The organism is Nakamurella flavida, assembly GCF_030811475.1.
Classification (GTDB): Bacteria; Actinomycetota; Actinomycetes; order Mycobacteriales; family Nakamurellaceae; genus Nakamurella; species Nakamurella flavida.
On sequence record NZ_JAUSQV010000001.1, the window covers coordinates 663,932 to 684,651 of the forward strand.

A 20,720-nucleotide genomic window follows, 5' to 3' on the forward strand; every position below is an offset into this window, starting at 1 on the left:
CCGTCAGCCGCCGGGGTTGGTCATCCGGCCGGTGACCACGGCCTGGGCGACGGCGCCCACGGCGTCGTCGGTCCACCGCACCGCCCCCTGGGCGGTGATGGCGACGACCACCGGATAGATGCGCCGGGTCAGATCCGGCCCGCCGGTGGCGGTGTCGTCGTCGGCCGCGTCGTACAACGCCTCGACGGCGGCCCGGACGGCACCGGGCAGATCGGCGGACGGGTCGAACCGCTTCTTGAGCGCCGACCGGGCGAACAGCGAGCCCGAACCGACGGCGTGGTAGTCGTGTTCCTCGTACTTCCCGCCGACCACGTCGTAGGAGAAGATCCGGCCCGGCGACCGCTCACCGGTGGTGCGCAGGACCGGGACGCGCGGGGCCGGGTCGACCCCGGCGAACAGCGGGACGACCGCGAGCCCCTGCATGGCGGCGCCAAGGTTGCCCCGGATCATCGCGGCCAGCCGGTTGGCCTTGCCGTCCAGGGAGAGTCGGACGCCCTCGATCTTCTCGTAGTGCTCGAGCTCCAGCTGGAACAGACGCACCATCTCGACGGCCAGACCGGCCGTGCCGGCGATGCCGACCGCCGAGTGCGAATCGGCGACGAAGACCTTCTCGATCTCCCGGGACGCCACCAGGTTGCCCATGGTCGCCCGCCGGTCACCGGCCAGCACGACGCCCTCGGAGCAGGTCACCGCGACGATGGTGGTGCCGTGGGGGGCGGCGAGGTGGGCCGCCCCGGCGCTGTGTCCGTGCCCGGGCAGCAGGCCCGGGTCGACCTCGGCGAGGAAATCGCTGAAGGACGCCGATCCGGGCCGCAGGTATGCCGCGGGCAGGGCCGACACCGGCCAGGACCCGGCCCCCGTGGGAGCGGACGGGGTCACTGGCCGCCCTTCTGGACGTAGGACCGCACGAAGTCCTCGGCGTTGGATTCCAGCACGTCGTCGATCTCGTCCAGGATGTCGTCGGTCTCGGCCGCGAGCTTGTCGCGGCGCTCCTGACCGGCGGCCGATGCGCCGTCGGTCGACTCGTCCGAGTCGCCGCCACCCTGCCTGGTCGTCTGCTCCTGCGCCATGTCAGTTCTCCCTCACCGTCGCTGGTGCCGACCTTACCCAGCGGTCCCGACAGCCCCGCCCTCCCCGGCCCCGACGTCCCGGCGGTGGCGGCGTCCCGAACCGGCCTCCCCCTCAGGACCGGCGGGTCAGCGCGTCCACCAACTCCGTGGCGTCGGCGGCAGCGTCCAGCAGGGCTCCGACGTGCGCCCGGGTGCCACGGGTCGGCTCCAGGGTGGGGATCCGGACCAGCGACTCACGACCCACGTCGAAGATGACGGAGTCCCAGGAGGCGGCGGCGAGCTTGTCCGCGTACTGCGCGACGCAGCGGCCCCGGAAGTAGGCGCGGGTGTCCTCGGGCGGGTTCGTCATCGCGGCGATCACGGCCTCCTCGGTGACCAGCCGCTTCATCGACCCGCGGGAGACCAGCCGGTTGTACAGGCCCTTGTCCAGGCGGACGTCGGAGTACTGCAGATCGACCAGGGCGAGTCGCGGCGCGCCCCAGGACAGACCGTCCCGGGCCCGGAACCCCTCCAGCAGACGGAGTTTCGCCGGCCAGTCGAGCTCGTCGGCCAGTTCCAACGGATCGGTGGCGAGCTGGTCGAGGACGCGTCCCCAGTGGTGCAGGACGTCCACGGTCTGCTCGTCCGCGTCGTCGCCGTACCGGTCCGCGACGTAGGCGGCGGCCGCGTCGCGGTAGGCCCGCTGGATGTCCAGCGCGGTGACCCGCCCGCCGCCGGCGAGTGCCACCGTGGTGGTCAGGGAGGTGTCGTGGGAGATCTCGTGGACCGCGCCCACGGCGTGGGCCAGGTCCATGGCCGGCAGCGGCCAGCCGTCCTCGATCATGGCCAGGACCAGGGCGGTGGTGCCGAGCTTGAGGTAGGTCGCCATCTCGGCCAGGTTGGCGTCGCCGATGATCACGTGCAGCCGGCGGTGCTTGTCGGCGTCGGCGTGCGGCTCGTCGCGGGTGTTGATGATGCCACGCTTGAGCGTGGTCTCCAGACCGACCTCGACCTCGATGTAGTCCGAGCGCTGGGACAGCTGGTAGCCGTCCTTCGCGCCGGACGGGCCCAGGCCGACCCGGCCCGACCCGGTGAACACCTGTCGGCTGGCGAAGAACGGGATCAGCCCGGCGATGATCGCCGGGAACGGGGTGTCCCGCCGGCACAGGTAGTTCTCGTGGGTGCCGTACGAGGCCCCCTTGCCGTCGACGTTGTTCTTGTACAGCTGGACCGGCTTGGCCGTCGGGACCCGACCGGCGAGCTGTGCGGCCGCTTCCATGACCCGTTCGCCGGCCTTGTCGAAAAGCACCCCGTCCAGCGGGTTGGTTACCTCGGGCGCGGAGAACTCCGGGTGCGCGTGGTCGACGTAGAGCCGGGCCCCGTTCGACAGGATGACGTTGGCGGCGCCGACGTCGTCGAGGTCGGGCTCCGCGCCGAACAGCGCCGACAGGTCGTAACCGCGGGCGTCGCGCAGGGGCGATTCCACCTCGTAGTCCCACCGGGGCCGGCGCGCCCGGGGGGCGGCCACCGAGGCGGCGTAGGCCAGCACGATCTGCGTGGAGGAGATCACGGGGTTGACGGTCGGGTCACCGGGTACGGAGATGCCGTACTCCACCTCGGTACCCAGGATGCGGCGGACGGACATGACCCGAATCTAGTGGTGGCGGCGGGCGGCCCCCTTCCGGCCACCCGGCGCATGACCCTGCTCACCCTGGTCCGTGTCCCTGCTCACCACCGCTGCGGCGGGCGCCCGAGCAGGCCGTCCGGGGGCGGGCCCGGTGCGGGAGGATGACGGGATGGGCGGGTCGGAGCAGGGATCGCGATGGGCCCGGCCCCGGTGGGCCCCACGCCGGGTGCCGCCCACCCGCGTGCTCGAGCGACTGCGGGAGATGGCCCCGCTCACCGCCTGGCGCCGCCGCGGGCCGGCGGACCTGCTCGGCCTGGACCGGGCGACGATCGTCCAGGCCGTCAAGGTCGCCCTGTCCGCCGGCCTGGCCTGGGCGTTGGCGCAGCTGATCCTGCACTCGACCTCACCCATCTGGGCGCCCATCACCGCGTCGCTGATCGCCCTGCTGACGGTGCGGGCGTCCCTCAAGGACGCGGGACAGAAGGTGCTGGCGGTCGTCGTCGGCCTGGTGGTGGCGATCCTGCTGGGTGGGTTCATCGGCCTCCACGCGTGGTCGATCGCGATCATCGTGGGCATCGGCTTCCTGGTCGGCAAGGTCCTGCGACTCGCCCCGGGAGCCGCCGCGCAGATCCCGATCAGCGGGCTGTTCGTCCTGGCCCTGGGGACCGGACAGGTCCGGGAACGGGTGCTGGACACCCTGATCGGGGCGATCGTGGCCGTCCTGGTCAACCTCGTCGTCATCCCCCCGAACCACGTCAACGCCGGTCGCCGCGCCGTCGCCGATCTGTCGGACGGGGTGGTCGACGCCCTCGGGGCCATGGCCGACGGCCTGGCGGCTCCGTGGCGGGCCGAGCACGCCGCCCGCTGGTTGCGCACCGCCCGCGAGCAGGCGTCGGTGGCCGCGACGGCGGAGTCCGATGTCGACCAGGCCGAGCAGTCCCTCGCCCTGCATCCGGGGCGGGCGTCCTGGACGGGTGCCCTGGCCCGCACCCAGCAGGCGCTGGACACCCTGCTGATCGTCGAGGTGCAGGTCCGCGTGGTGGCCCGGACCCTGCGGGACACCGCCCAGAAGGTGCGGTCGTCCGATGGCGAGCAACCCCCGTACCCGATGACGGCGGACGTGCTGACGACGACGGCCGGAGCGGTGGCCGCCTTCTCGGCCGCGCTGCTGGCCGAGGACGACCCGTCCTCCGGCGACGGGGAACCTCTGGCGCTGGCCCACCGCGCCGTCGCGCGGGCGCGGGCGCGGTTGGCTGAGATCGACGCCGATCTGGCCGACATGCTCGCCGCGAGCCTGAGCCGCGGGATCCATCTGGGCACCCTGGTCGTGGAGACCGGCCGGATCCTCGACGAACTGGAGGCCGGCCTGCAGGGGTCGGCTCCCGCAGGACCCCCCGGCGATTCCCGCGCTGACTCCCCCGACGGCTCCCCCGACGACGGGGACGGCGAACCGGCCGAGCGGCGCTGAGCGCGGTTCAGCCCAGCGCGGCCGCCCGATCCAGCAGCGAGCGCACCGTCCGGGCATTGCGGAGGGTGGCGACCACCCCCGCCCGCGCCGGCCAGGGGACGGTGCCGAACGGCGACCGCGACACCCCGTGCGGGCACCACAGGAAGACGTGGTCGCCGACCACCGCGAACCGGTCACCCGCGTCCAGGACGGAGTCCTGGGCGGTCTGCAGCGCATCGGTCAGGCGGGTGCGGGCGTCGGCGGTGAGCGGTTCGGCGAGGAATCCGATCAGGTGGCGGGACGGGTCGGTGGCCAGCACGGCCAGCGGGTCCTGATCCACGGCCAGGGCGAGGTCCGCGACCTCCCGGACCAGCACGGCCACCGTCAGGCCACGGGCGGCCAGAGCGTCGTGCACGGTCCGCTCGTGGTCGGCAGGATCGCCGCCCGCTCGGCCGATGGCGTTGCCGCTCTGCAGGACGGTCTGCACATCCTGCAGGCCGAGCTCGGTGAGCACCGCGCGGAAGTCGGCCATGGCCAGCCTGTTCGCGCGCCCGACGTTGATCCCGCGGAGCAGGACGACGAGCGGGCGCGTGGGGGGCACCCGCCCAGTCTGGACCTCCCGGTCGGGGTCCCGCACGACCTCGCGAGGCCCGGTCGGCGCTGATCGCCGCCGGGCCCGGGAGCCCGCACCAGCCGGGAGCCGGGGAGCGCCGGGAGTCTTCCGGCCGGAGTGTGGGACGGGGCGGGACGGGGCGGGGCGGGACGGGGCGGGTCAGCGCCAGGGCAGTGCGCTCCGGGTGGCCCAGTATCGCTCGGCGGGCTCCGCGATGCCGGCGAGCTCGGCCAGATCGTCGACGGTCAGCGAGACGTCGGTGGCGGCCAGGTTGCTCGCCAGCTGGCCGGGGCCGGCCGGGCCGAGCAGCACGCGGTCGACGAAGGGTTGCTGGGCGGCGGCGGCGAGGGCCACGGCGTCCGGCGCGACACCGTGGCGTTCGGCGACCGCGGTCAGCGCCGGCGGCGGCTGGGTCACCAGACGGCCGTTGGCCAGGGATTCCTTGACCAGCACGGTCAGCTCCCTCCGGGAGGCCCGGGCCAGAGCGGGGGCGACACTGGTCTCGAGCAGGTTCCAGGTGGCCTGCACGGCCGAGAAGAGTCGGCCGTCGAGATCGAGATCCATGGCGCGGTCGACGGTCTCGCCCTGCCGGGGTCCGCTGGTGGTGAACCCGAGGGCCACGCCGGCGTCCCGGAGGTCGGCCAGAGCCTCCAGCAGTTCGGCGTCGTCGAACAACGGCGAATCCACCGTCAGCGAATGCACCTGGTAGAGGTGCACGTGCGGCAGTGTTTCGCGGGTGGCCCGCCACTGCCGCTCGAACTGGGCCCGGCTGTGTTCCTTGACCTCGTGGACGGCGGCGTCCCGGTCCCAGTCACCGACGTACGCGTATCCCCACTTGCTCGAGACGGTCGGGGCGTGGGCGGAGAAGTCCGGGTCGCGTTCCGCGGAGTCGCGCCACCACCGACCGACGAACTCCTCGGCCCGGCCGTACGACCGGGCCGTGTCCACCCAGTCGATGCCGGCGGCGGTGGCGGCATCGAGCACGGCCGAGGTGGTCGCCTGCATCCCGGAGACGGATCTGTCCTCGGGCAGCTCGGCCGACCCGGTGTTGATGTAAGCGGGGCGACCGAGCACCGCGGTGCCGACCGCCCATCGCGCGCGACGCGGAGGCCGCGCGCGATGAAACCGGTCCGTCACTGCCAGCGGGCCCACGTCACAGGTACTGCCCGGTGTTCGCGGCCGTGTCGATGGCCCGCGACCCCTCCGACTGCTTCCCGGACACCAGGGTGCGGATGTACACGATCCGCTCCCCCTTCTTGCCCGAGATCCGTGCCCAGTCATCGGGATTCGTGGTGTTCGGCAGGTCCTCGTTCTCGGCGAACTCGTCGACGATCGCCTCGAGCATCTGGGACATCCGCAGACCGAACGGCCCGACACCCCCGCTGAGCAGGCGATCCTTGATGGCCGACTTCTTGGCCCGGTCGACGATGTTCTGGATCATGGCCCCGGAGTTGAAGTCCTTGAAGTACAGGACCTCCTTGTCCCCGTTGGCGTAGGTGACCTCCAGGAAGCGGTTCTCGTCCGTCTCCTCGTACATCCGCTCGACGGTGTGCTGGATCATCGCGGCGATGGTGCCGGCCCGGTCGCCCCCGAACTCGGCGAGATCGTCGGGGTGGATGGGCAGCCCGTCGATCAGGTACTTGCCGAAGATGTCCTGGGCGGCCTCCGCGTCCGGCCGTTCGATCTTGATCTTCACGTCGAGCCGACCGGGCCGCAGGATGGCCGGGTCGATCATGTCCTCGCGGTTGGACGCCCCGATCACGATGACGTTCTCGAGCCCCTCGACACCGTCGATCTCGCTCAGCAGCTGCGGGACGATGGTCGTCTCCACGTCCGAGGACACCCCCGTGCCGCGGGTGCGGAACACCGAGTCCATCTCGTCGAAGAAGACGATCACCGGGGTGCCGTCGGACGCCTTCTCCCGGGCCCGCTGGAAGATCATCCGGATGGTGCGCTCGGTCTCCCCGACGTACTTGTTGAGGAGCTCGGGGCCCTTGATGTTGAGGAAGTAGCTGGTGAGCTTCTCCTCGCCGCGGGCCGCGGCGACCTGCTTGGCCAGCGAGTTCGCCACCGCCTTGGCGATGAGGGTCTTGCCGCACCCGGGCGGGCCGTAGAGCAGCACACCCTTCGGCGGGCGCAACTGGAACTCCCGGAACAGGTCGGCGTGCAGGAACGGCAGTTCGACCGCGTCACGGATCTGCTCGATCTGGCGCTTGAGGCCACCGATGTCCTCGTACTCGACGTCCGGCACCTCCTCGAGCACCAGATCCTCGACCTCGGACTTCGGGACCCGCTCGTAGGCGTACCCGGCCTTGGTGTCGACCAGCAGGGAATCGCCCGGCTTGAGCGGCGCGTCGAGCAACGGCGCGGCCAGGTGGACGACCCGTTCCTCGTCGGCGTGGCCGACCACGAGCGCCCGGTCCCCGTCCAGCACCTCGCGCAGGGAGCAGACCTCGCCGGTCAGCTCGAACGAGCCGGCCTCGACCACCGTCAGGGCCTCGTTCAGTCGGAGCTGCTGGCCGCGCCGGAGGTTCTCGAGCTCCACCGAGGGCGACGTGACCAGGCGCATGCGCCGACCGCCGGTGAACACCTCGACGGTGCCCTCCGGGCCCGGGCCGAGGAAGACGCCGTAGCCGCTCGGCGGCTGGGCGAGCCGGTCGACCTCCTCGCGCAGCTGCAGCAGCTGGGCGCGGGCCTCCCGCAGGGTGACCACGAGCTTCTCGTTACGTTCGCTCAGGCTGCCGATCCGGGTGGCCGATTCCGACAGCTGGCGTTCCAGCGGTCGGGTGTCCATCGGCGCGGCGGCGACCCGTCGGCGGAGCTGGGCGATCTCGTCCTGGAGCACCCGGATCTGGGTGCTCATCTGTGCCGGAGTCTGGCGGTAGCCGTCCGCGGGGTCCGACCCCGAGAAAGCTCCGTCGGCTCCGGGCGGCTGGACCGTCACTGTGCCTCCCGATCATCGGAGCATTGGAGACTCCGACACTACCGGGGGGACCGGCGCCTCCGGCGGGACACGACTGTGTCCCGTCCGACAGACCGCGCCCCCGGCGACGACCCGGCGGGCCGTCCCACCCTGTCTACCCCCGGACCCCGACAGTCCCGCGCCGCCGGCCGGTCAGGTGCGGCCGGAGGACGTGGGCCGGCGCTGCGGGCGGGGTGCGGTCTGCCCGGGGGCCAGGCGCCGCGCGGTCAGCAGGAAGGCCGTGTGACCGATCATCCGGTGCTCGGGCCGCACGGAGAGACCGACGAGGTGCCAGGGCCGGTTCATCGACTCCCAGGCCTCCGGCTCGGTGAATCCGCCGTACTCGCGCAGGCTCTCGGCGATTCGGGAGAGCTGCGTGGTGGTGGCCACGTAGACGGTGAGGACACCGCCGGGGATGAGGTTCTCGGCCACGGTGTCCAGCACGTCCCACGGTTCGAGCATGTCCAGGACGATCCGGTCGACCTCGCCGTGGTGCTCCTTCACGTCCGCGACGGTCATCGACCAGGTCGGCGGGGTCTGCCCGAAGAAGCGCTGCACGTTCCGGGCGGCGTGCTCGGCGTGGTCCTCGCGCACCTCGTAGGAGATGACGGAACCCTCCGGCCCGACCGCACGCACCAGGGCACAGGTCAGCGCACCCGAGCCTGCGCCGGCCTCGAGAACCCGGGCGCCGGGGAAGATGTCGCCGAAGTAGACGATCTGGGCCGCGTCCTTCGGGTAGATGACGGCCGCCCCACGGGGCATGGACAGCACGTAGTCGGTGAGCAGCGGCCGCAACGCGAGGTAGGCCGACCCGGCCGCGGAATTGACCACGCTGCCCTCGGGCAGGCCGATGATGGCGTCGTGCGGCAGCGCCCCCCGATGCGTGTGGTACGTGCCGCCGGTCTCCAGGATCACCGTGTACTTCCGGCCCTTGGAGTCGGTGAGCTGCACGCGGTCGCCGGACTCGAACGGCCCGCTGACCCGCCGCGGGCCGGGGAGATCCTCGGTGCCGACCGGGAGGACCGGGGCGGTGTCCCCTGCCGGATCGGGCACCGATCCCCCCGCCGGGGCCGGGTCGATCGAGGGGGCGGGTGCCTCGACGTCGTCGGCGGCGGTCGGTTCCGCGCCGTCCGCGGGCCCACCGTCCGGGGAGGAGTCCGGCTGATCGAACTCGACCGCATCGGGCTCCTGCCCCCCGGACCCGATCGGATCGGGACCGGGCGAGGGCACGGGGGGCGACGCGACGGAGTCGGTCGGCAGGGCGGCGTCGGAGTCGGCAGGCACCCGGGCACAGTAGTCGGCGCCCGTCCCCGGCCCGACCGCCCGCGACAGCCCGGCCCCGGTCCGGAGCGACTGTCGGTGTCCGGTCCTACCGTCCCCACCATGACCACCGCCCTGCGTCCCGCCCGCTCACCGGGCCGACCCCGTGCCCACCGGACCGGCCCGCCCGCGGCGTCGTACGGTGCTCCGCACATGGACGGGACACCGCCGAGCGGGTCGAGCACCGGCGGGCCGAGGCCCACCGGTCCGCCGGTGTCACCGCGGGTCCCGACCGGGAGCCGACCGATCGAGCCCCCCACCACCTCGCCCGCGGACCCGCCCCCGGCCCGCCGGCCACTGGCGCTGTCGCCGTCGCGCGCGGCGGACTTCAAGCAGTGCCCGCTGCTCTACCGCCTGCGGGCCATCGACAGGTTGGCCGAGCCGCCCAGCGCTCCGGCCGTCCGCGGCACCCTGGTGCACGCGGTGCTGGAGGGGCTGTTCGGCCGACCGGCCGTCGAACGCACGCGGGACGAGGCCGTTGCCGCGGTCCGCCCGGCCTGGTCGACCCTGGCAGAGCAACGGCCGGACGTGGCCGAGGTGGTTCCGGCTGCGGAGCTGGACGACTGGCTGGCCTCGGCCGAAGCGTTGGTCGACACGTATTTCGCGTTGGAGGATCCCCGGCGGCTCACCCCCGAGGCCTGCGAACTCGGCCTGGACCTCGTCGTCGACGGTGACCTCCCGCTGCGGGGGTTCGTCGATCGGGTGGACGTCTCCCCGACCGGCCTGATCCGGGTCGTCGACTACAAGACGGGCCGCTCGCCGCGGCCGGATTTGGAGGCATCGGCCCTCTACCAGCTCAAGTTCTACGCCCTGATGATCTTCCGGAGCCGGGGCGTCGTCCCCGCCCAGCTCAAGCTGATCTACCTCGGGGACGGCGTCACCCTGACCACTACGACCTCCGAGGCCGAGCTGGTGATCTTCGAACGGTCGGTCCGCGCGCTGTGGGCGGCCATGACGGCCGCCGTCACCACGGGAGACTTCCCGGCGTCCCCGGGGCGCGGATGTTCCTGGTGCACGCACACAGCGGTGTGCCCGGCCTTCGACGGGACTCCACCGAGCTATCCGGCCGATCTCGTCCCGGAACTGCTCGCGCCCCCGGCTTCGGAGGAGTGAGGTCGGCGGCGCCACGCCGCCGACCCTGCCCGACTGCCGGGACGGACATCTCGTTTCAGAGGCGGCAGGAGCGGATGTCCGAGGCGAGGATCGCCTTGGCGCCGAGCTCGGACAGGGCGTCCATGACGGGGTTCGCGTCCGGCCGACGGACCATGGCCCGGACGGCGACCCAGGCGGGGTCGGCCAGTGGCGCCACCGTCGGCGACTCGAGGCCAGGCGTGATCGCGGTGGCCCGCTCCAGCAGCGTCACCGGGCAGTCGTAGTCGAGCATCAGGTACTGCTGGGCGAAGACGACGCCCTTGAGTCGGTTGATCAACTGCTGGGCGGCGGTGCTGGTCTCCGCGTCCGTCCGCGCCAGGATCACGGCCTCCGAGGCACAGATGACATCGCCGAAGGCGGCGAGCTGGTGCTGCCGCAGGCTGCGACCGGACTCCACCACATCGGCGATGGCATCGGCCACGCCGAGCTGCACGGAGATCTCCACCGCGCCGTCGAGCCGGATGACGTCCGCGGTCAGGCCGTGGGCGGCCAGGTCGTCCCGCACCAGGTTCGGATAGGACGTGGCCACCCGCAGCCCGGCGAGGTCGGCGACGTGCCATTCGCGTTCGGCCGGTCCGGCGTACCGGAACGAGGAGTGCCCGAACCCGAGGGGGAGCTCCTCGCGGACCGGGGCCCGTGAGTCCAGGGCGAGGTCCCGGCCGGTGATGCCGAGATCCAGCCGGCCCGAGCCGACGTAGACGGCGATGTCCTTGGGGCGCAGGTAGAAGAACTCGACGTCGTTGGCGATGTCCAGCACGGTCAGGTCGCGGGACTCGCTGCGCTGCCGGTAGCCGGCCTCCCGCAGCATGGCCGAGGCCGGCTCGCTCAGGGTGCCCTTGTTGGGAACGGCGACACGCAACATTCTCAGACTCCAGGGGGATGACCCGCGGGGCGGGCGGGGGGTTCGAGGGCGGGATCGACGGCCCGGATGCAGGACCGGGGTGCGGGCACCGGGCCCGGGCGGAGAGCCCGAGCGGTGCCCTACAGATGCCGGTAGACCTGCTCCACCGAGATGCCCCGCCCGATCATGATGACCTGTGCGCGGTAGATGAGCTGGGATATCTCGAGCGCCAGCGCATCGTCACCCTCGTGCTCGGCGGCCAGCCAGACCTCGCCGGCCTCCTCGAGGAGCTTCTTGCCCTGGGCGTGCACCCCGGCGTCCAGTGCCTCGACGGTGCCGGAACCCGCGGGACGGGTGGCAGCACGGTCCTGCAGCTCGGCGAACAGCGAGTCGAACGTCTTCACGAGGCCTCATTCTCCCAGACCACCCGACCGCCCGGGACCAGCCCGCCCCGAACATCGCCCCCACCGCGTCGACGGGCCCGGTGGCCACGTCCGGCCGGCGCGGTGGGGCCGTTAGGCTGCGGCGACCGATCGGGCGGTGGTGCCCGGTCCGGGTGTGGAAGGCGACCGCCATGGCCCCGCTGCAGCACAAGTTCCAGCTCGACGAGTCCGAGATGCCGACGCGTTGGTACAACATCGTCCCGGACCTGCCGGCCCCGCCCCCGCCGCCGCTGCACCCGGTGACCCACCAGCCCGTGGGCCCCGACGACCTGGCGCCCCTCTTCCCGATGGATCTGATCCTGCAGGAGGTGTCGACCGAGCGGTACATCGACATCCCCGAGGCCGTGCAGGACATCTACCGGATGTGGCGGCCGTCACCGCTGTACCGGGCGCACCGGCTGGAGAAGGCGCTGGGCACGCCCGCCCGGATCTACTACAAGTACGAGGGCGTCTCCCCCGCCGGGTCGCACAAGCCCAACACCGCCGTGCCGCAGGCCTACTACAACCAGCTCGCCGGCATCCGGAAGCTGACCACCGAGACCGGCGCGGGCCAGTGGGGCACCGCGCTGGCCTTCGCCTGTTCGCTCTTCGACATGGAGTGCGAGATCTGGCAGGTGGGCGGGTCCTACGACGCGAAGCCCGGCCGCCGCACCGTGATCGAGACCTTCGGAGGCACCGTCCACCGGTCGCCCTCCCGGCTGACGTCGGCCGGGCGGGCCTTCCCCGAGGACCACACCGGGTCGTTGGGGATCGCGATCTCGGAGGCGGTCGAGGTCGCCGCCCAGCACGAGGACACCAAGTACGCCCTTGGGTCGGTGCTCAACCACGTGCTGCTGCACCAGACGATCATCGGCGAGGAGGCCCTGCTCCAGCTGGCGAAGGCCGGCGAGTCCGATGTCGACGTGGTCATCGGCTGCACCGGCGGCGGGTCCAACTTCGGCGGACTGGCCTTTCCGTTCATCCGCGAGAAGCTGGCCGGCCGGATGAACCCGGTCATCCGGGCGGTCGAGCCGGCATCGTGCCCCTCCCTCACCCGTGGGGAGTACCGCTACGACTACGGCGACACCGCCGGCTTCACCCCGCTGATGAAGATGCACACCCTGGGCCACGACTTCGTGCCCGACCCGATCCACGCCGGCGGGCTGCGTTACCACGGGATGGCTCCGCTGATCTCGCACGTCTACGAGCTCGGTCTGATGGAGGCCATCGCCGTCGAGCAGACGGAGTGCTTCGCCGCCGCCATCAGGTTCGCCCGGACGGAGGGCATCGTCCCGGCCCCCGAGCCCACCCACGCTCTCGCGGCCACCATGCGAGAAGCGTTGGCCTGCAGGGAGTCCGGCGAGGAGAAGGTGACCGTCACCGCACTCTGCGGCCACGGGCTGCTCGACCTCGCGGCCTACGAGGCGTACCTGAAGGGCGCCATGGTGGACTCCGGTCTGTCCGACACCGATCTGGAGTCCGCGCTCGCCGCGGTGCCGTCCGTCGCCGGCTGAGCGAGCCCCGTCCCGGCCCCACGACGCAGGGGGGCACCGGCCCGGCACACTGGTCCGGTGACCCCCCGCATCGAACGCCGCCTGTCCGCCGCGAGCGCGACCAGCTTGACCTATCCGGAGATCGGCGCCACGCGGGACGAGGTGTTCCCCGGCGGGTACCACCACCTGTCCGTCACCCGGACGATCGGCCGGGGCGACGCGGCGTTCGCACTCGCTGCGGAACGGGTCATGTCCTGGCAGGTGCAACGGCGGACCGGGCTGCGCATCGAGGCCACCGCAGCGACCGCCCATGAGGGCGACGACGTCCTGCTGGGCCTGGGGGTCGGACCGCTGACCCGGTGGCTGCCCTGTCGCGTCGTCTACACCGTCGAGGAACCGCGTCGGGCCGGCTGGGCCTACGGCACCCTGCCCGGCCACCCGGAGGCCGGTGAGGAACGGTTCCTGGTCGTCCACGAGCCGGACGACACCGTGACGTTCACCGTCGAGGCGTTCTCCCGCCCGGCGTGGTGGCCGGTGCGCCTCGCCGGGCCGATCGGCCGCGCCGTCCAGCGGTTGGTGTCCGAGCGGTACGTCCGCGCACTGGGCTGAGCACCCGACCGTCGGCCACGCGGGGCTCGGTCAGAAGAAGTCGAGGATTCCCGGCCGCGGGCCGGCGGTGAGCACGTCCAGCACGGCGTCGTGTTCGGCTCCCCCACCGGCCACCATCCCGCCCCGGCGCAGGGCGGCCGCGCCGATTGATCCGGCGATCAGGACGGCCGACCCGTTGACGGTGACGGAGACACCGCTCCCGTCACCGGGTTCCAGCCGGCCACGTCCGCCCTCGATCACCAGCCGGTGGTCGCCGGAGTTCCACGGGCACAGCGGGTCGGTGACCGTCAGCTCGAGAGCGCCGGACACCCCGACGGGCCAGCCGCGGGCGGCGACGGCGCCGGCCAGGTCGATCACCCGCAGCAGGTAGGGCTCCACCTTCTCGACCCGCCAGCCGTAGCCGGGCACGGCCCAGAACACCGGATCGGTGCCGGTGGTGCGCAGGTGGATCTCCGGGGTCACGGCGTCGAAGGACGCCAACGCGGCGAGCAGGCCGGCGGTGCCGGACGCGGTGCGGGACAACAGTTCCGACGCGGTCAACACCGCCCCGGTGCCGACCCCGTCACCCCGGGTCCAGCGAACGTACCCCTGCACCGTTCCCGCGTCGTCCACCGCGAGGGTGGTGCCGTGGACGGCGGAGATCAGGTCCGCGTCGGCGGCGGTGCCCCGGGGGAACAGCGGTGGCCGGCGGTCCAGCCAGCACGAGCCCTGGGCGGCGATGTCGTCGTAGACCTGCCGGACCGCGGGGGCGTCGGCGACGGTGGCCCGGCGCAGGGTGATCCCCGCGGGGACCCGCATCCCGCGGAGGGCGGCGCTGGGCAGGGCGCCGTCGACCCGCTCGGTCACCTGTTCGTACCCCAGCGAGCGGTAGAGCGCCGGGACCGTCCGGAACAGCGTGGAGATCACAGCGCCGCGCTCGCGCGCCCGGTGCAGCAGATGCGTCATCACCGTCCGGGCCGACCCGCGACCGTGGGTCTCCGGCGTGACGACGACCCCGCCGACCCCGGCGGTGGGCACCGGGCGGCCGCCGATCAGGCTGTCGTAGTGCCGGTCGTTGGCCTTGGCCACCAGGTCGGCCCCGTCGAACAGCCCCCACCGGGTGATGCCGGCGCCCAGGGTGAAGAACGACAGATCGAGGGAGCCGCCGAAGGCGTTCCGGCTCATCGCCGTCGAGGCCATCGCGTCGTCCCGGGTCAGCTCACGGATCTCCACGACGGCAGGCTAGCGGGCTCAGCCCCGCGCGCCCCGCTCCGCGACGGCGGCCGCGGTCGCCCGCGCTCCCCGGGTGCGTAGTGATTGCAGCGCCCACAGGTAGGGCTCGGTGAAGCGCGGCTCGTCGGCCAGTCCGCCGAACAGGTCCTGCCGCAGGAAGGCCGTCGGGTCCTCGGCCGCGGCGAGCGGGACGAGGGTGGCGGCGTTGCGGTCGACGATCTCCAGGGGTCGGCCGTTCTCGTCGACCCCGCCCAGGTACCGGACCCAGCTGGCGATCACGGTGGCGCAGGCGGTGACGTCGCCGCCGGCGGCCAACCGGTCCCGGACCACCGGCAGGATGAACGTCGGGATGCGGTCGGAGGTCTCGGCACAGTTGCGCGCCAACGTGTCCCGCACGCCCTCGTTGCCGAACCGTTCGATGAGGCTGTGCCGGTAGGCGTCCAGGTCGATGCCCGGCACCGGGTCGAGGGTCGGCGTGGCCTCCTCGCTCATGTAGGCGAGCAGGAAGGCCGCGAAGGCAGGGTCCCGGCAGACCTGGGACACCAGGTCGTACCCGGCGAGCCGGCCCAGGTACGACATCGCCTGGTGGGAGGCGTTGAGCAGGCGCAGCTTCATCTTCTCGTAGGGCTCGACCTCGGCGACGAACTGCACGCCCACGCTCTCCCAGGCCGGCCGGGCGGGGGCGTCGCCCTGGTCACCGAACTCGTCCTGCAGCACCCACTGCACCCACGGCTCGCAGACCACCGGCCAGCCGTCGAGAATGCCGAAGCGCCGGGCGATCTCGGCCCGGTCGTCGTCGGTGGTGGCCGGGGTGATGCGGTCGACCATGGAGTTGGGGAAACGGACGTGTTCGGCGATCCACCCGGCGAGGTCGGGGTCGCGCAGCTCGGCGAAGGCCCGGAAGGACCGGGCCGCGACATCGCCGTTGCCCTGGATGTTGTCGCAGGACAGCACGGTGAACGCGGGGATGCCGCGTTCGCGGCGGCGGGCCAGGGCCTCGACGACGAGCCCGAAGGCGGTCGCCGGGACGGCGCCCGGGGCGAGGTCGGCCTGCACGGCCGGGGTGACGTCGAACTCGCCGGTGACCGGGTGGATGGAGTAGCCGCCCTCGGTGACCGTGAGCGAGACGATGCGGGTGGCCGGGTCGGCCATGCGCTCCAGGACCGCCTCCGGATCCTCCGGCGCCCAGAGGTAGTCGACCAGGGAGCCGACGACCCGGGCGGTCCAACTGCCGTCCGGGTGCTTGAGGACGAGGGTGTAGAGCCCGTCCTGCTCGTCGAGCACCCTCTTCATCCGCTCGTCGCCGGCCAGCACGCCCACCCCGCAGATCCCCCATCCCTGCTCCGCCGCGGCCGGGTCGGTGTTCATCCACTCGTCGAGGTACATCGCCTCGTGGGCCCGGTGGAAGCCCCCGACCCCCAGGTGGACGATGCCGGTCGTCAGCGCGGCCCGGTCGTAGGCCGGGACCGGGACGGTCTCCCCGATGCGGGCGAGGGTGTCCGCGCGGAGCGGGAGGGCGGCGGTGGCTGCGGTCATCGGGGCTTCCGTCTCACGTCGGGGTGGTGGATCCGGGCGGGTGGTGCGGGGCGGGTGGTGCGGGGCGGGTGGTGCGGGGCGGGTGGTGCGGGGAGGTGGAGACACGGCAGCGGCCGGGAGGGCGTGGTGCCCCTCCCGGCCGCTGCCGTCGTCACTGGTGTCAGCAGCTGGACTGGTACACCGCGTCCGAGCTGTCGACGTTGTCGGCGGTGATGATCTCGAAGCCGGTCTGGATCTTCGGGGTCACCGTACCGCCGTCGAGGGCGGCGACGGCCTGGTCGAGGCCGTCGGTGCCGATCTGGGCGGGCCGCTGGGCCACGAGGGCCTGCACGGTGCCGTCCTTGAGCGCCTTGACCTGGTTCGGGCCGGCGTCGAAGCCGACGATGCTCAGCTCGGAGCCCTTGCCGGCCTGCTTGACACCGGTGGAGGTGCCCTCGGCGGCGAACAGGTTGGTGGCGAAGATGCCGACGATGTCGGGGTCCTTCTGCAGGGCGGCGGTGACCAGCTGGGCGGCGGTGGCCGGGTCGTTGTGCGAGTACTGCACGCCGACGTAGCTGAACGCCGAGTCGGCGGCCGCCGCCTCCTCGAAGCCCTGCACGCGGGCGTCGGTGGTGGAGATGCCGGGGTCGACGGAGATGACGAGCAGCTTGCCGCCGTCGGGGTGCAGCGCCTTGATCGCGTCGAAGGCCGCCGCGCCGCCGCCGACGTTGTCCGAGGAGACCTGCGAGGCGGCGAAGGACGGATCCTCGGTGGTGGTGTCGACCAGGACGACCTTGATGCCGGCCGCGGCCGCATCGGCCAACGGCCGCTGCATGGCGGTGACGTCGGTCGGGGCGATGAGGATCGCATCGGGCTTGGAGGAGACGACCGAGTCGACGATCGGCTTCTGCAGGGTCGGGTCGAACTTCTGCGCGCCCTGGGTGTTGACGGTGACGCCGAGACGCTTGGCCTCGGCCTCGATGCCGCACTGCATGGAGATGTAGAACTCGTCCCCGGCGACACCCTGGATGAAGGAGATGTTGTAGTCCTTGCTCGCCGAGCTCGGGGCGGCGACGGAGGACGACGCAGCGCTGGAACCGGACGACGACGCAGCGGAGGACCCCGTGGCGGAGGCGGCCGAGCTGGCTGCCGACGACGCCGCCGAGGTGGCGGCGGCGCTGGTGCTGCCACCGGACGAGGCGGGGGCGCTGGACGAGCAACCCGCCAGGGCCATGGCGGCGACGACGGCAGCCGTCGTCGTCAGGACGATGGAACGCTTCATCGAATTCCTCTCACTTCTTCTTGCGGGCCAGGTGGCCCATCAGGGACGGACGAGCTCCGCGGGTGGCCGCGGCGCGACGGGACTGGTCGATGTAGACGGCGGCGATGAGCACGGAGCCCACGGCCACGGTCTGCCAGTAGGGGGTGACCCCGAGGATGGTGAAGCCGGAGAGCAGGACGGCCGGGATGAAGAGGCCGACGACGGTGCCGAAGATGGAGCCCTCACCGCCGAAGATCGAGGTGCCGCCGATGACCACGGCCGCGATGACGTTCAGGTTGGTGAGCGACTGACCGGCGATGGTGGTGGTGGCGTACTGGGCCAGGGAGAGCAGCCCGGCGAAGCCGGCCAGGAAGCCGGTCAGCGCGTAGATCTTGATCAGGTGCCCGCTGACCTTGATGCCGACGCGGCGGGCCGCCTCCTCGTTGGAGCCGATCGCATAGGTGTAGCGGCCGAACCGGGTCTTGTGCAGGACGATGCCGCCGATGATCACCACGACCAGCGCGATGATGGACAGCGCCGGGATCCCGAGGAACTTCCCGTAGCCGATGGAGTCGGTGAGGCTGTCCGGCACCGCGCGGATGTCCAGGCCGTCGGTGATGATCTGGGCCAGACCGAGCGAGATGGACAGCGTGCCGAGGGTGACGATCAGCGGCGGGATCTTGGACTTGGCGACCAGCCAGCCGTTGACGAGGCCCCAGACGAGCCCGCTGAGGGTGGCGCAGACGATGCCGACGATCGCGGTGCCCCAACCGTCCCCGCCCATGGACTCCATCACCTTGGCCGCGACGACCGAGGAGAAGACCAGGACCGAACCGATGGACAGGTCGATGCCCGAGGTGATGATCACGAAGGTCATGCCCACGCCGAGCACGGCCCAGATCGACACGTTCTGGGTGATGATCGAGAAGTTGGACCAGGCGAAGAACTTCGAACCGGCACTGGCCGAGAAGATCGCGATGATCGCGATCAGCACGCACAGGATCCAGACCGACTGCAGCTTGAACAGGCGCTTGAGCAGCGGGTCCCGGTTCTCGCCGAGGTCGACCTCCGGCCGGCCGCCCACCGGGGCGGTGGGGGTCGTGGTGGTGGCGGTCATGCGGCGTCCTTCGCGTCCAGGGCGCCGGTCATGGCACCGACCAGTTCCTCGACATGGGTGGCGTCGGCTCGGAAGGTGGCCACGCGGCGCCCCAGGCGCAACACCTGGATCCGGTCGGCGACCTCGAGCACGTGCGGCATGGAGTGCGAGATGAAGACGATTGCGATGCCCTTGTCCCGGACCTTCTTGATGGTCTCCAGGACGTTCTTGGTCTGCACGACACCCAGTGCGGCGGTCGGCTCGTCGAGGAAGACGACCCGGTCGGCCCAGGTGATGGCGCGGGCGATGGCGATGCACTGCCGCTGCCCACCGGACATGGCCCCGACGGGGGCGACCATGGAACGGACGGTGGCGCCCAGCTCGTCGAAGCCCTCCTTGGCCTTCCGGCGCATGGCGCGGTTGTCCATGAAGCCGAGCTTGCCGAGCAGGCCCGCGGCCGGGATCTCCCGACCGAGGAAGACGTTCTGCGCGGGGTCGAGATGCGGGGCCAGGGCGAGGTCCTGGTAGACCACCTCGATCCCCATGGCCGACGCCTGCTGCTGCGAGGTGATCTCGACCGGCTTGCCGTCGAAGCTGATCTGGCCGGCGTCCAGGGCGAGGTTGCCCGAGAGCGCCTTCACCAACGTGGACTTGCCGGCGCCGTTGTCGCCGATGAGGGCGACGACCTCACCGGGCTCGATGTCGAAGTCGCAGTTGTCCAAAGCCCGGACATTGCCGAAGCTCCGGGTCAGGCCCTGGGCCTGCAGCACAGGACTCATCTGGTCACCACCCTGGGTGTCGGGGCGCGGGATGCGCCGTTCCGGGAATGCGGGAGGACAGAACGGGAGTGCGCCGGTGCCGGGGCCCCGGTGGGGTGCGAGCGGCGGGGTCGCGCCGCCTCGGGTGGAGCCGTCTCAGGTGTGGAGGACGACCTTGTGCGCGTCGGGATTGCTGGCGACCGCTTCGAGAGCCTGTGCGTAGTCGTCGATGTGGAACCGGTGGGTGATGAGCCCGTCGGTGCGCACCCGGCCGGCACGCAGCGCGGAGATCGCCGCGGCCACCGAGGTGATCTCGGCGAACGAGCCCTTGATGGTGATCTCGCGCCGGAACACGTCGAACGGGTGGAAGGCGACGGTGTCCGTGGTGTGCGTGACGCCGTAGATCAGGACGGTGCCCCCGTTGCGGGTCAGGGGGACGCAGATGGCGCCCACGGCGGCAGATCCGGTGGCCTCGACGACGAGGTCGTACCCGTCACCCTTCGGCGAGGCGGCCCGGAGCCTGTCGATGTTGCCCTCGGCGTCGTCGCGGTCGATGAGGACCGTCCGGTCGACCCCGAGCTTCTCGGCGGTGTCCAGCTTGTACTGCGTGGGGGCCGCGACGGTGACCGACGAGGCGCCGCCGGAGGCCAGCATCTGGGCGAGCAGCAGGCCGGTCGGCCCCGCCCCCAGCACGAGGGCACTACTGCCCGGTCGAACCTGGGCGGACTCCAGACCGTGCATGGCGCAGGACGCCGGCTCGGCGAACACCGCCACGTCCGGGTCCAGACCCTGCGTGGAGAAGACCAGGGTGGCCGGGACGACGGAGTACTCGGCGAAGAACCCGGGGAAGTTGCTCCCCATGCCCTTCAGGTTCGGGCAGAGGATGAGCCGCCCCGCCAGGCAGTAGTCGCAGTGCCCGCAGTAGATGTTCGGGTTGACCGCGACCTGCTCCCCCAGGGCCAGACCGACGACCCCTTCCCCCAGCGCGTCGATGACGCCGACGACCTCGTGACCGGGGATGAGCGGGAACTCGGCCATGAAATCACCCGCATGGATGTGCAGATCGGTCCCGCACACCCCGACCTGCTGGACCTTGATGCGGACCTCGCCGGCGCCCGGTTCGGGGGTGGGGATCTCGGTGATGGCATAGCTGAGCGGGGCGTCGTAGACGACGGCTTTCATCGACGGTCCTTGTCTGGCGGAGCGGGCCGACCGGCCACCGTTGCCGGGAGTGGCGGACGGCGACGACAGCAGGGGAAACGGGACGACGAGCGGCGGGTTTCGAGCGAGATCGTCGACGAACGCGGCGTTCTCGGACGGGGCGGCGGCCCCGTCCGGCTGCC

The 20,720-nt window shown here is 72.1% G+C and carries 18 protein-coding genes and 1 pseudogene; 4 read left to right on the forward strand and 15 right to left on the reverse strand.

The annotated features are described in order from the left end of the window. Positions 1–3: 3 nt before the first annotated feature. The 3 genes from prcB to dop form a co-directional block, all read right to left on the reverse strand. Positions 4–879: a proteasome subunit beta gene (prcB, locus tag J2S58_RS02940; protein ID WP_306826331.1), complete on the reverse strand. Its 876-nt coding sequence runs from the start codon at positions 877–879 to the stop codon at positions 4–6. Next, complete coding sequence (locus tag J2S58_RS02945; protein WP_205255535.1) at positions 876–1,070, reverse strand: ubiquitin-like protein Pup; 195 nt, start codon at positions 1,068–1,070, stop codon at positions 876–878. Before J2S58_RS02945 ends, prcB begins: the two co-directional genes overlap by 4 nt. Positions 1,071–1,182: 112 nt before the next feature. After that, positions 1,183–2,694: a depupylase/deamidase Dop gene (dop, locus tag J2S58_RS02950; RefSeq protein ID WP_205255536.1), complete on the reverse strand. Its 1,512-nt coding sequence runs from the start codon at positions 2,692–2,694 to the stop codon at positions 1,183–1,185. A gap of 208 nt (positions 2,695–2,902) precedes the next feature. Here dop and J2S58_RS02955 point away from each other — a divergent pair, with 208 nt between their 5' ends. Continuing rightward, on the forward strand, positions 2,903–4,144 hold the full coding sequence (locus tag J2S58_RS02955) for an FUSC family protein (protein WP_205255537.1): 1,242 nt from the start codon (positions 2,903–2,905) through the stop codon (positions 4,142–4,144). 7 nt (positions 4,145–4,151) lie between these two features. On the opposite strand, the gene J2S58_RS02960 is transcribed toward J2S58_RS02955, so the two are convergent. The 4 genes and pseudogenes from J2S58_RS02960 to J2S58_RS02975 all read right to left on the reverse strand — a co-directional run. Beyond that, a complete protein-coding gene (locus tag J2S58_RS02960) occupies positions 4,152–4,724 on the reverse strand; it encodes a DUF1697 domain-containing protein (RefSeq protein WP_205255538.1) in 573 nt (190 codons plus the stop codon). 171 nt (positions 4,725–4,895) lie between these two features. Further along, positions 4,896–5,810, reverse strand: a complete 915-nt coding sequence (locus tag J2S58_RS02965) for an aldo/keto reductase (RefSeq protein WP_306826332.1) — start codon at positions 5,808–5,810, stop codon at positions 4,896–4,898. Positions 5,811–5,889: 79 nt separating this feature from the next. After that, on the reverse strand, positions 5,890–7,599 hold the full coding sequence (gene arc, locus J2S58_RS02970; RefSeq protein WP_205255540.1) for a proteasome ATPase: 1,710 nt from the start codon (positions 7,597–7,599) through the stop codon (positions 5,890–5,892). Between the two features lie 252 nt (positions 7,600–7,851). Beyond that, positions 7,852–8,679 (reverse strand): annotated as a pseudogene (locus J2S58_RS02975) (tRNA (adenine-N1)-methyltransferase); the annotation flags it as partial. 402 nt (positions 8,680–9,081) lie between these two features. Between J2S58_RS02975 and J2S58_RS02980 the strand changes: the two are divergent. Beyond that, positions 9,082–10,131 (forward strand): RecB family exonuclease, encoded by a 1,050-nt coding sequence (locus J2S58_RS02980; protein WP_240188402.1) that lies wholly within the window; start codon positions 9,082–9,084, stop codon positions 10,129–10,131. Positions 10,132–10,186: 55 nt separating this feature from the next. On the opposite strand, the gene hisG is transcribed toward J2S58_RS02980, so the two are convergent. Next, positions 10,187–11,032, reverse strand: a complete 846-nt coding sequence (gene hisG / locus J2S58_RS02985; RefSeq protein ID WP_205255541.1) for an ATP phosphoribosyltransferase — start codon at positions 11,030–11,032, stop codon at positions 10,187–10,189. A 119-nt stretch (positions 11,033–11,151) separates the two neighbouring features. Next, positions 11,152–11,415, reverse strand: a complete 264-nt coding sequence (locus tag J2S58_RS02990) for a phosphoribosyl-ATP diphosphatase (protein ID WP_205255542.1) — start codon at positions 11,413–11,415, stop codon at positions 11,152–11,154. A 170-nt stretch (positions 11,416–11,585) separates the two neighbouring features. Between J2S58_RS02990 and J2S58_RS02995 the strand changes: the two genes are divergently transcribed. Then, positions 11,586–12,947 (forward strand): TrpB-like pyridoxal phosphate-dependent enzyme, encoded by a 1,362-nt coding sequence (locus tag J2S58_RS02995; protein ID WP_205255543.1) that lies wholly within the window; start codon positions 11,586–11,588, stop codon positions 12,945–12,947. Between the two features lie 57 nt (positions 12,948–13,004). Continuing rightward, a complete protein-coding gene (locus tag J2S58_RS03000) occupies positions 13,005–13,535 on the forward strand; it encodes a DUF1990 family protein (protein WP_205255544.1) in 531 nt (176 codons plus the stop codon). Between the two features lie 30 nt (positions 13,536–13,565). Here J2S58_RS03000 and J2S58_RS03005 read toward each other — a convergent pair whose 3' ends face one another. The 6 genes from J2S58_RS03005 to J2S58_RS03030 form a co-directional block, all read right to left on the reverse strand. Continuing rightward, positions 13,566–14,747, reverse strand: coding sequence for a GNAT family N-acetyltransferase (locus J2S58_RS03005; protein ID WP_205255545.1), 1,182 nt, complete (start codon positions 14,745–14,747; stop codon positions 13,566–13,568). Positions 14,748–14,765: 18 nt separating this feature from the next. Beyond that, positions 14,766–16,283 carry a mannitol dehydrogenase family protein gene (locus J2S58_RS03010; protein WP_205255546.1) on the reverse strand — a complete coding sequence of 506 codons (1,518 nt, stop codon included), beginning with the start codon at positions 16,281–16,283 and terminating at the stop codon, positions 14,766–14,768. A 160-nt stretch (positions 16,284–16,443) separates the two neighbouring features. Continuing rightward, positions 16,444–17,544 (reverse strand): ABC transporter substrate-binding protein, encoded by a 1,101-nt coding sequence (locus tag J2S58_RS03015; RefSeq protein ID WP_205255631.1) that lies wholly within the window; start codon positions 17,542–17,544, stop codon positions 16,444–16,446. A gap of 10 nt (positions 17,545–17,554) precedes the next feature. Further along, a complete protein-coding gene (locus J2S58_RS03020) occupies positions 17,555–18,640 on the reverse strand; it encodes an ABC transporter permease (RefSeq protein WP_205255559.1) in 1,086 nt (361 codons plus the stop codon). Beyond that, positions 18,637–19,398: an ATP-binding cassette domain-containing protein gene (locus tag J2S58_RS03025; protein WP_205255560.1), complete on the reverse strand. Its 762-nt coding sequence runs from the start codon at positions 19,396–19,398 to the stop codon at positions 18,637–18,639. The genes J2S58_RS03020 and J2S58_RS03025 overlap by 4 nt, the downstream gene beginning before the upstream one ends. 135 nt (positions 19,399–19,533) lie before the next feature. Continuing rightward, on the reverse strand, positions 19,534–20,559 hold the full coding sequence (locus J2S58_RS03030; protein ID WP_205255561.1) for a zinc-dependent alcohol dehydrogenase family protein: 1,026 nt from the start codon (positions 20,557–20,559) through the stop codon (positions 19,534–19,536). Positions 20,560–20,720: the final 161 nt, after the last annotated feature.

Bases quoted from the DNA above. Each gene is read 5' to 3' on its own strand.
- J2S58_RS03020 (WP_205255559.1), bottom strand. From the start codon at position 18,640: ATGACCGCCACCACCACGACCCCCACCGCCCCGGTGGGCGGCCGGCCG.
- arc (WP_205255540.1), bottom strand. From the start codon at position 7,599: ATGAGCACCCAGATCCGGGTGCTCCAGGACGAGATCGCCCAGCTCCGC.
- dop (WP_205255536.1), bottom strand. From the start codon at position 2,694: ATGTCCGTCCGCCGCATCCTGGGTACCGAGGTGGAGTACGGCATCTCC.
- J2S58_RS03025 (WP_205255560.1), bottom strand. From the start codon at position 19,398: ATGAGTCCTGTGCTGCAGGCCCAGGGCCTGACCCGGAGCTTCGGCAAT.
- hisG (WP_205255541.1), bottom strand. From the start codon at position 11,032: ATGTTGCGTGTCGCCGTTCCCAACAAGGGCACCCTGAGCGAGCCGGCC.
- J2S58_RS02980 (WP_240188402.1), top strand. From the start codon at position 9,082: ATGACCACCGCCCTGCGTCCCGCCCGCTCACCGGGCCGACCCCGTGCC.
- J2S58_RS03015 (WP_205255631.1), bottom strand. From the start codon at position 17,544: ATGAAGCGTTCCATCGTCCTGACGACGACGGCTGCCGTCGTCGCCGCC.
- J2S58_RS02945 (WP_205255535.1), bottom strand. From the start codon at position 1,070: ATGGCGCAGGAGCAGACGACCAGGCAGGGTGGCGGCGACTCGGACGAG.
- J2S58_RS02995 (WP_205255543.1), top strand. From the start codon at position 11,586: ATGGCCCCGCTGCAGCACAAGTTCCAGCTCGACGAGTCCGAGATGCCG.
- J2S58_RS03010 (WP_205255546.1), bottom strand. From the start codon at position 16,283: ATGACCGCAGCCACCGCCGCCCTCCCGCTCCGCGCGGACACCCTCGCC.
- J2S58_RS03030 (WP_205255561.1), bottom strand. From the start codon at position 20,559: ATGAAAGCCGTCGTCTACGACGCCCCGCTCAGCTATGCCATCACCGAG.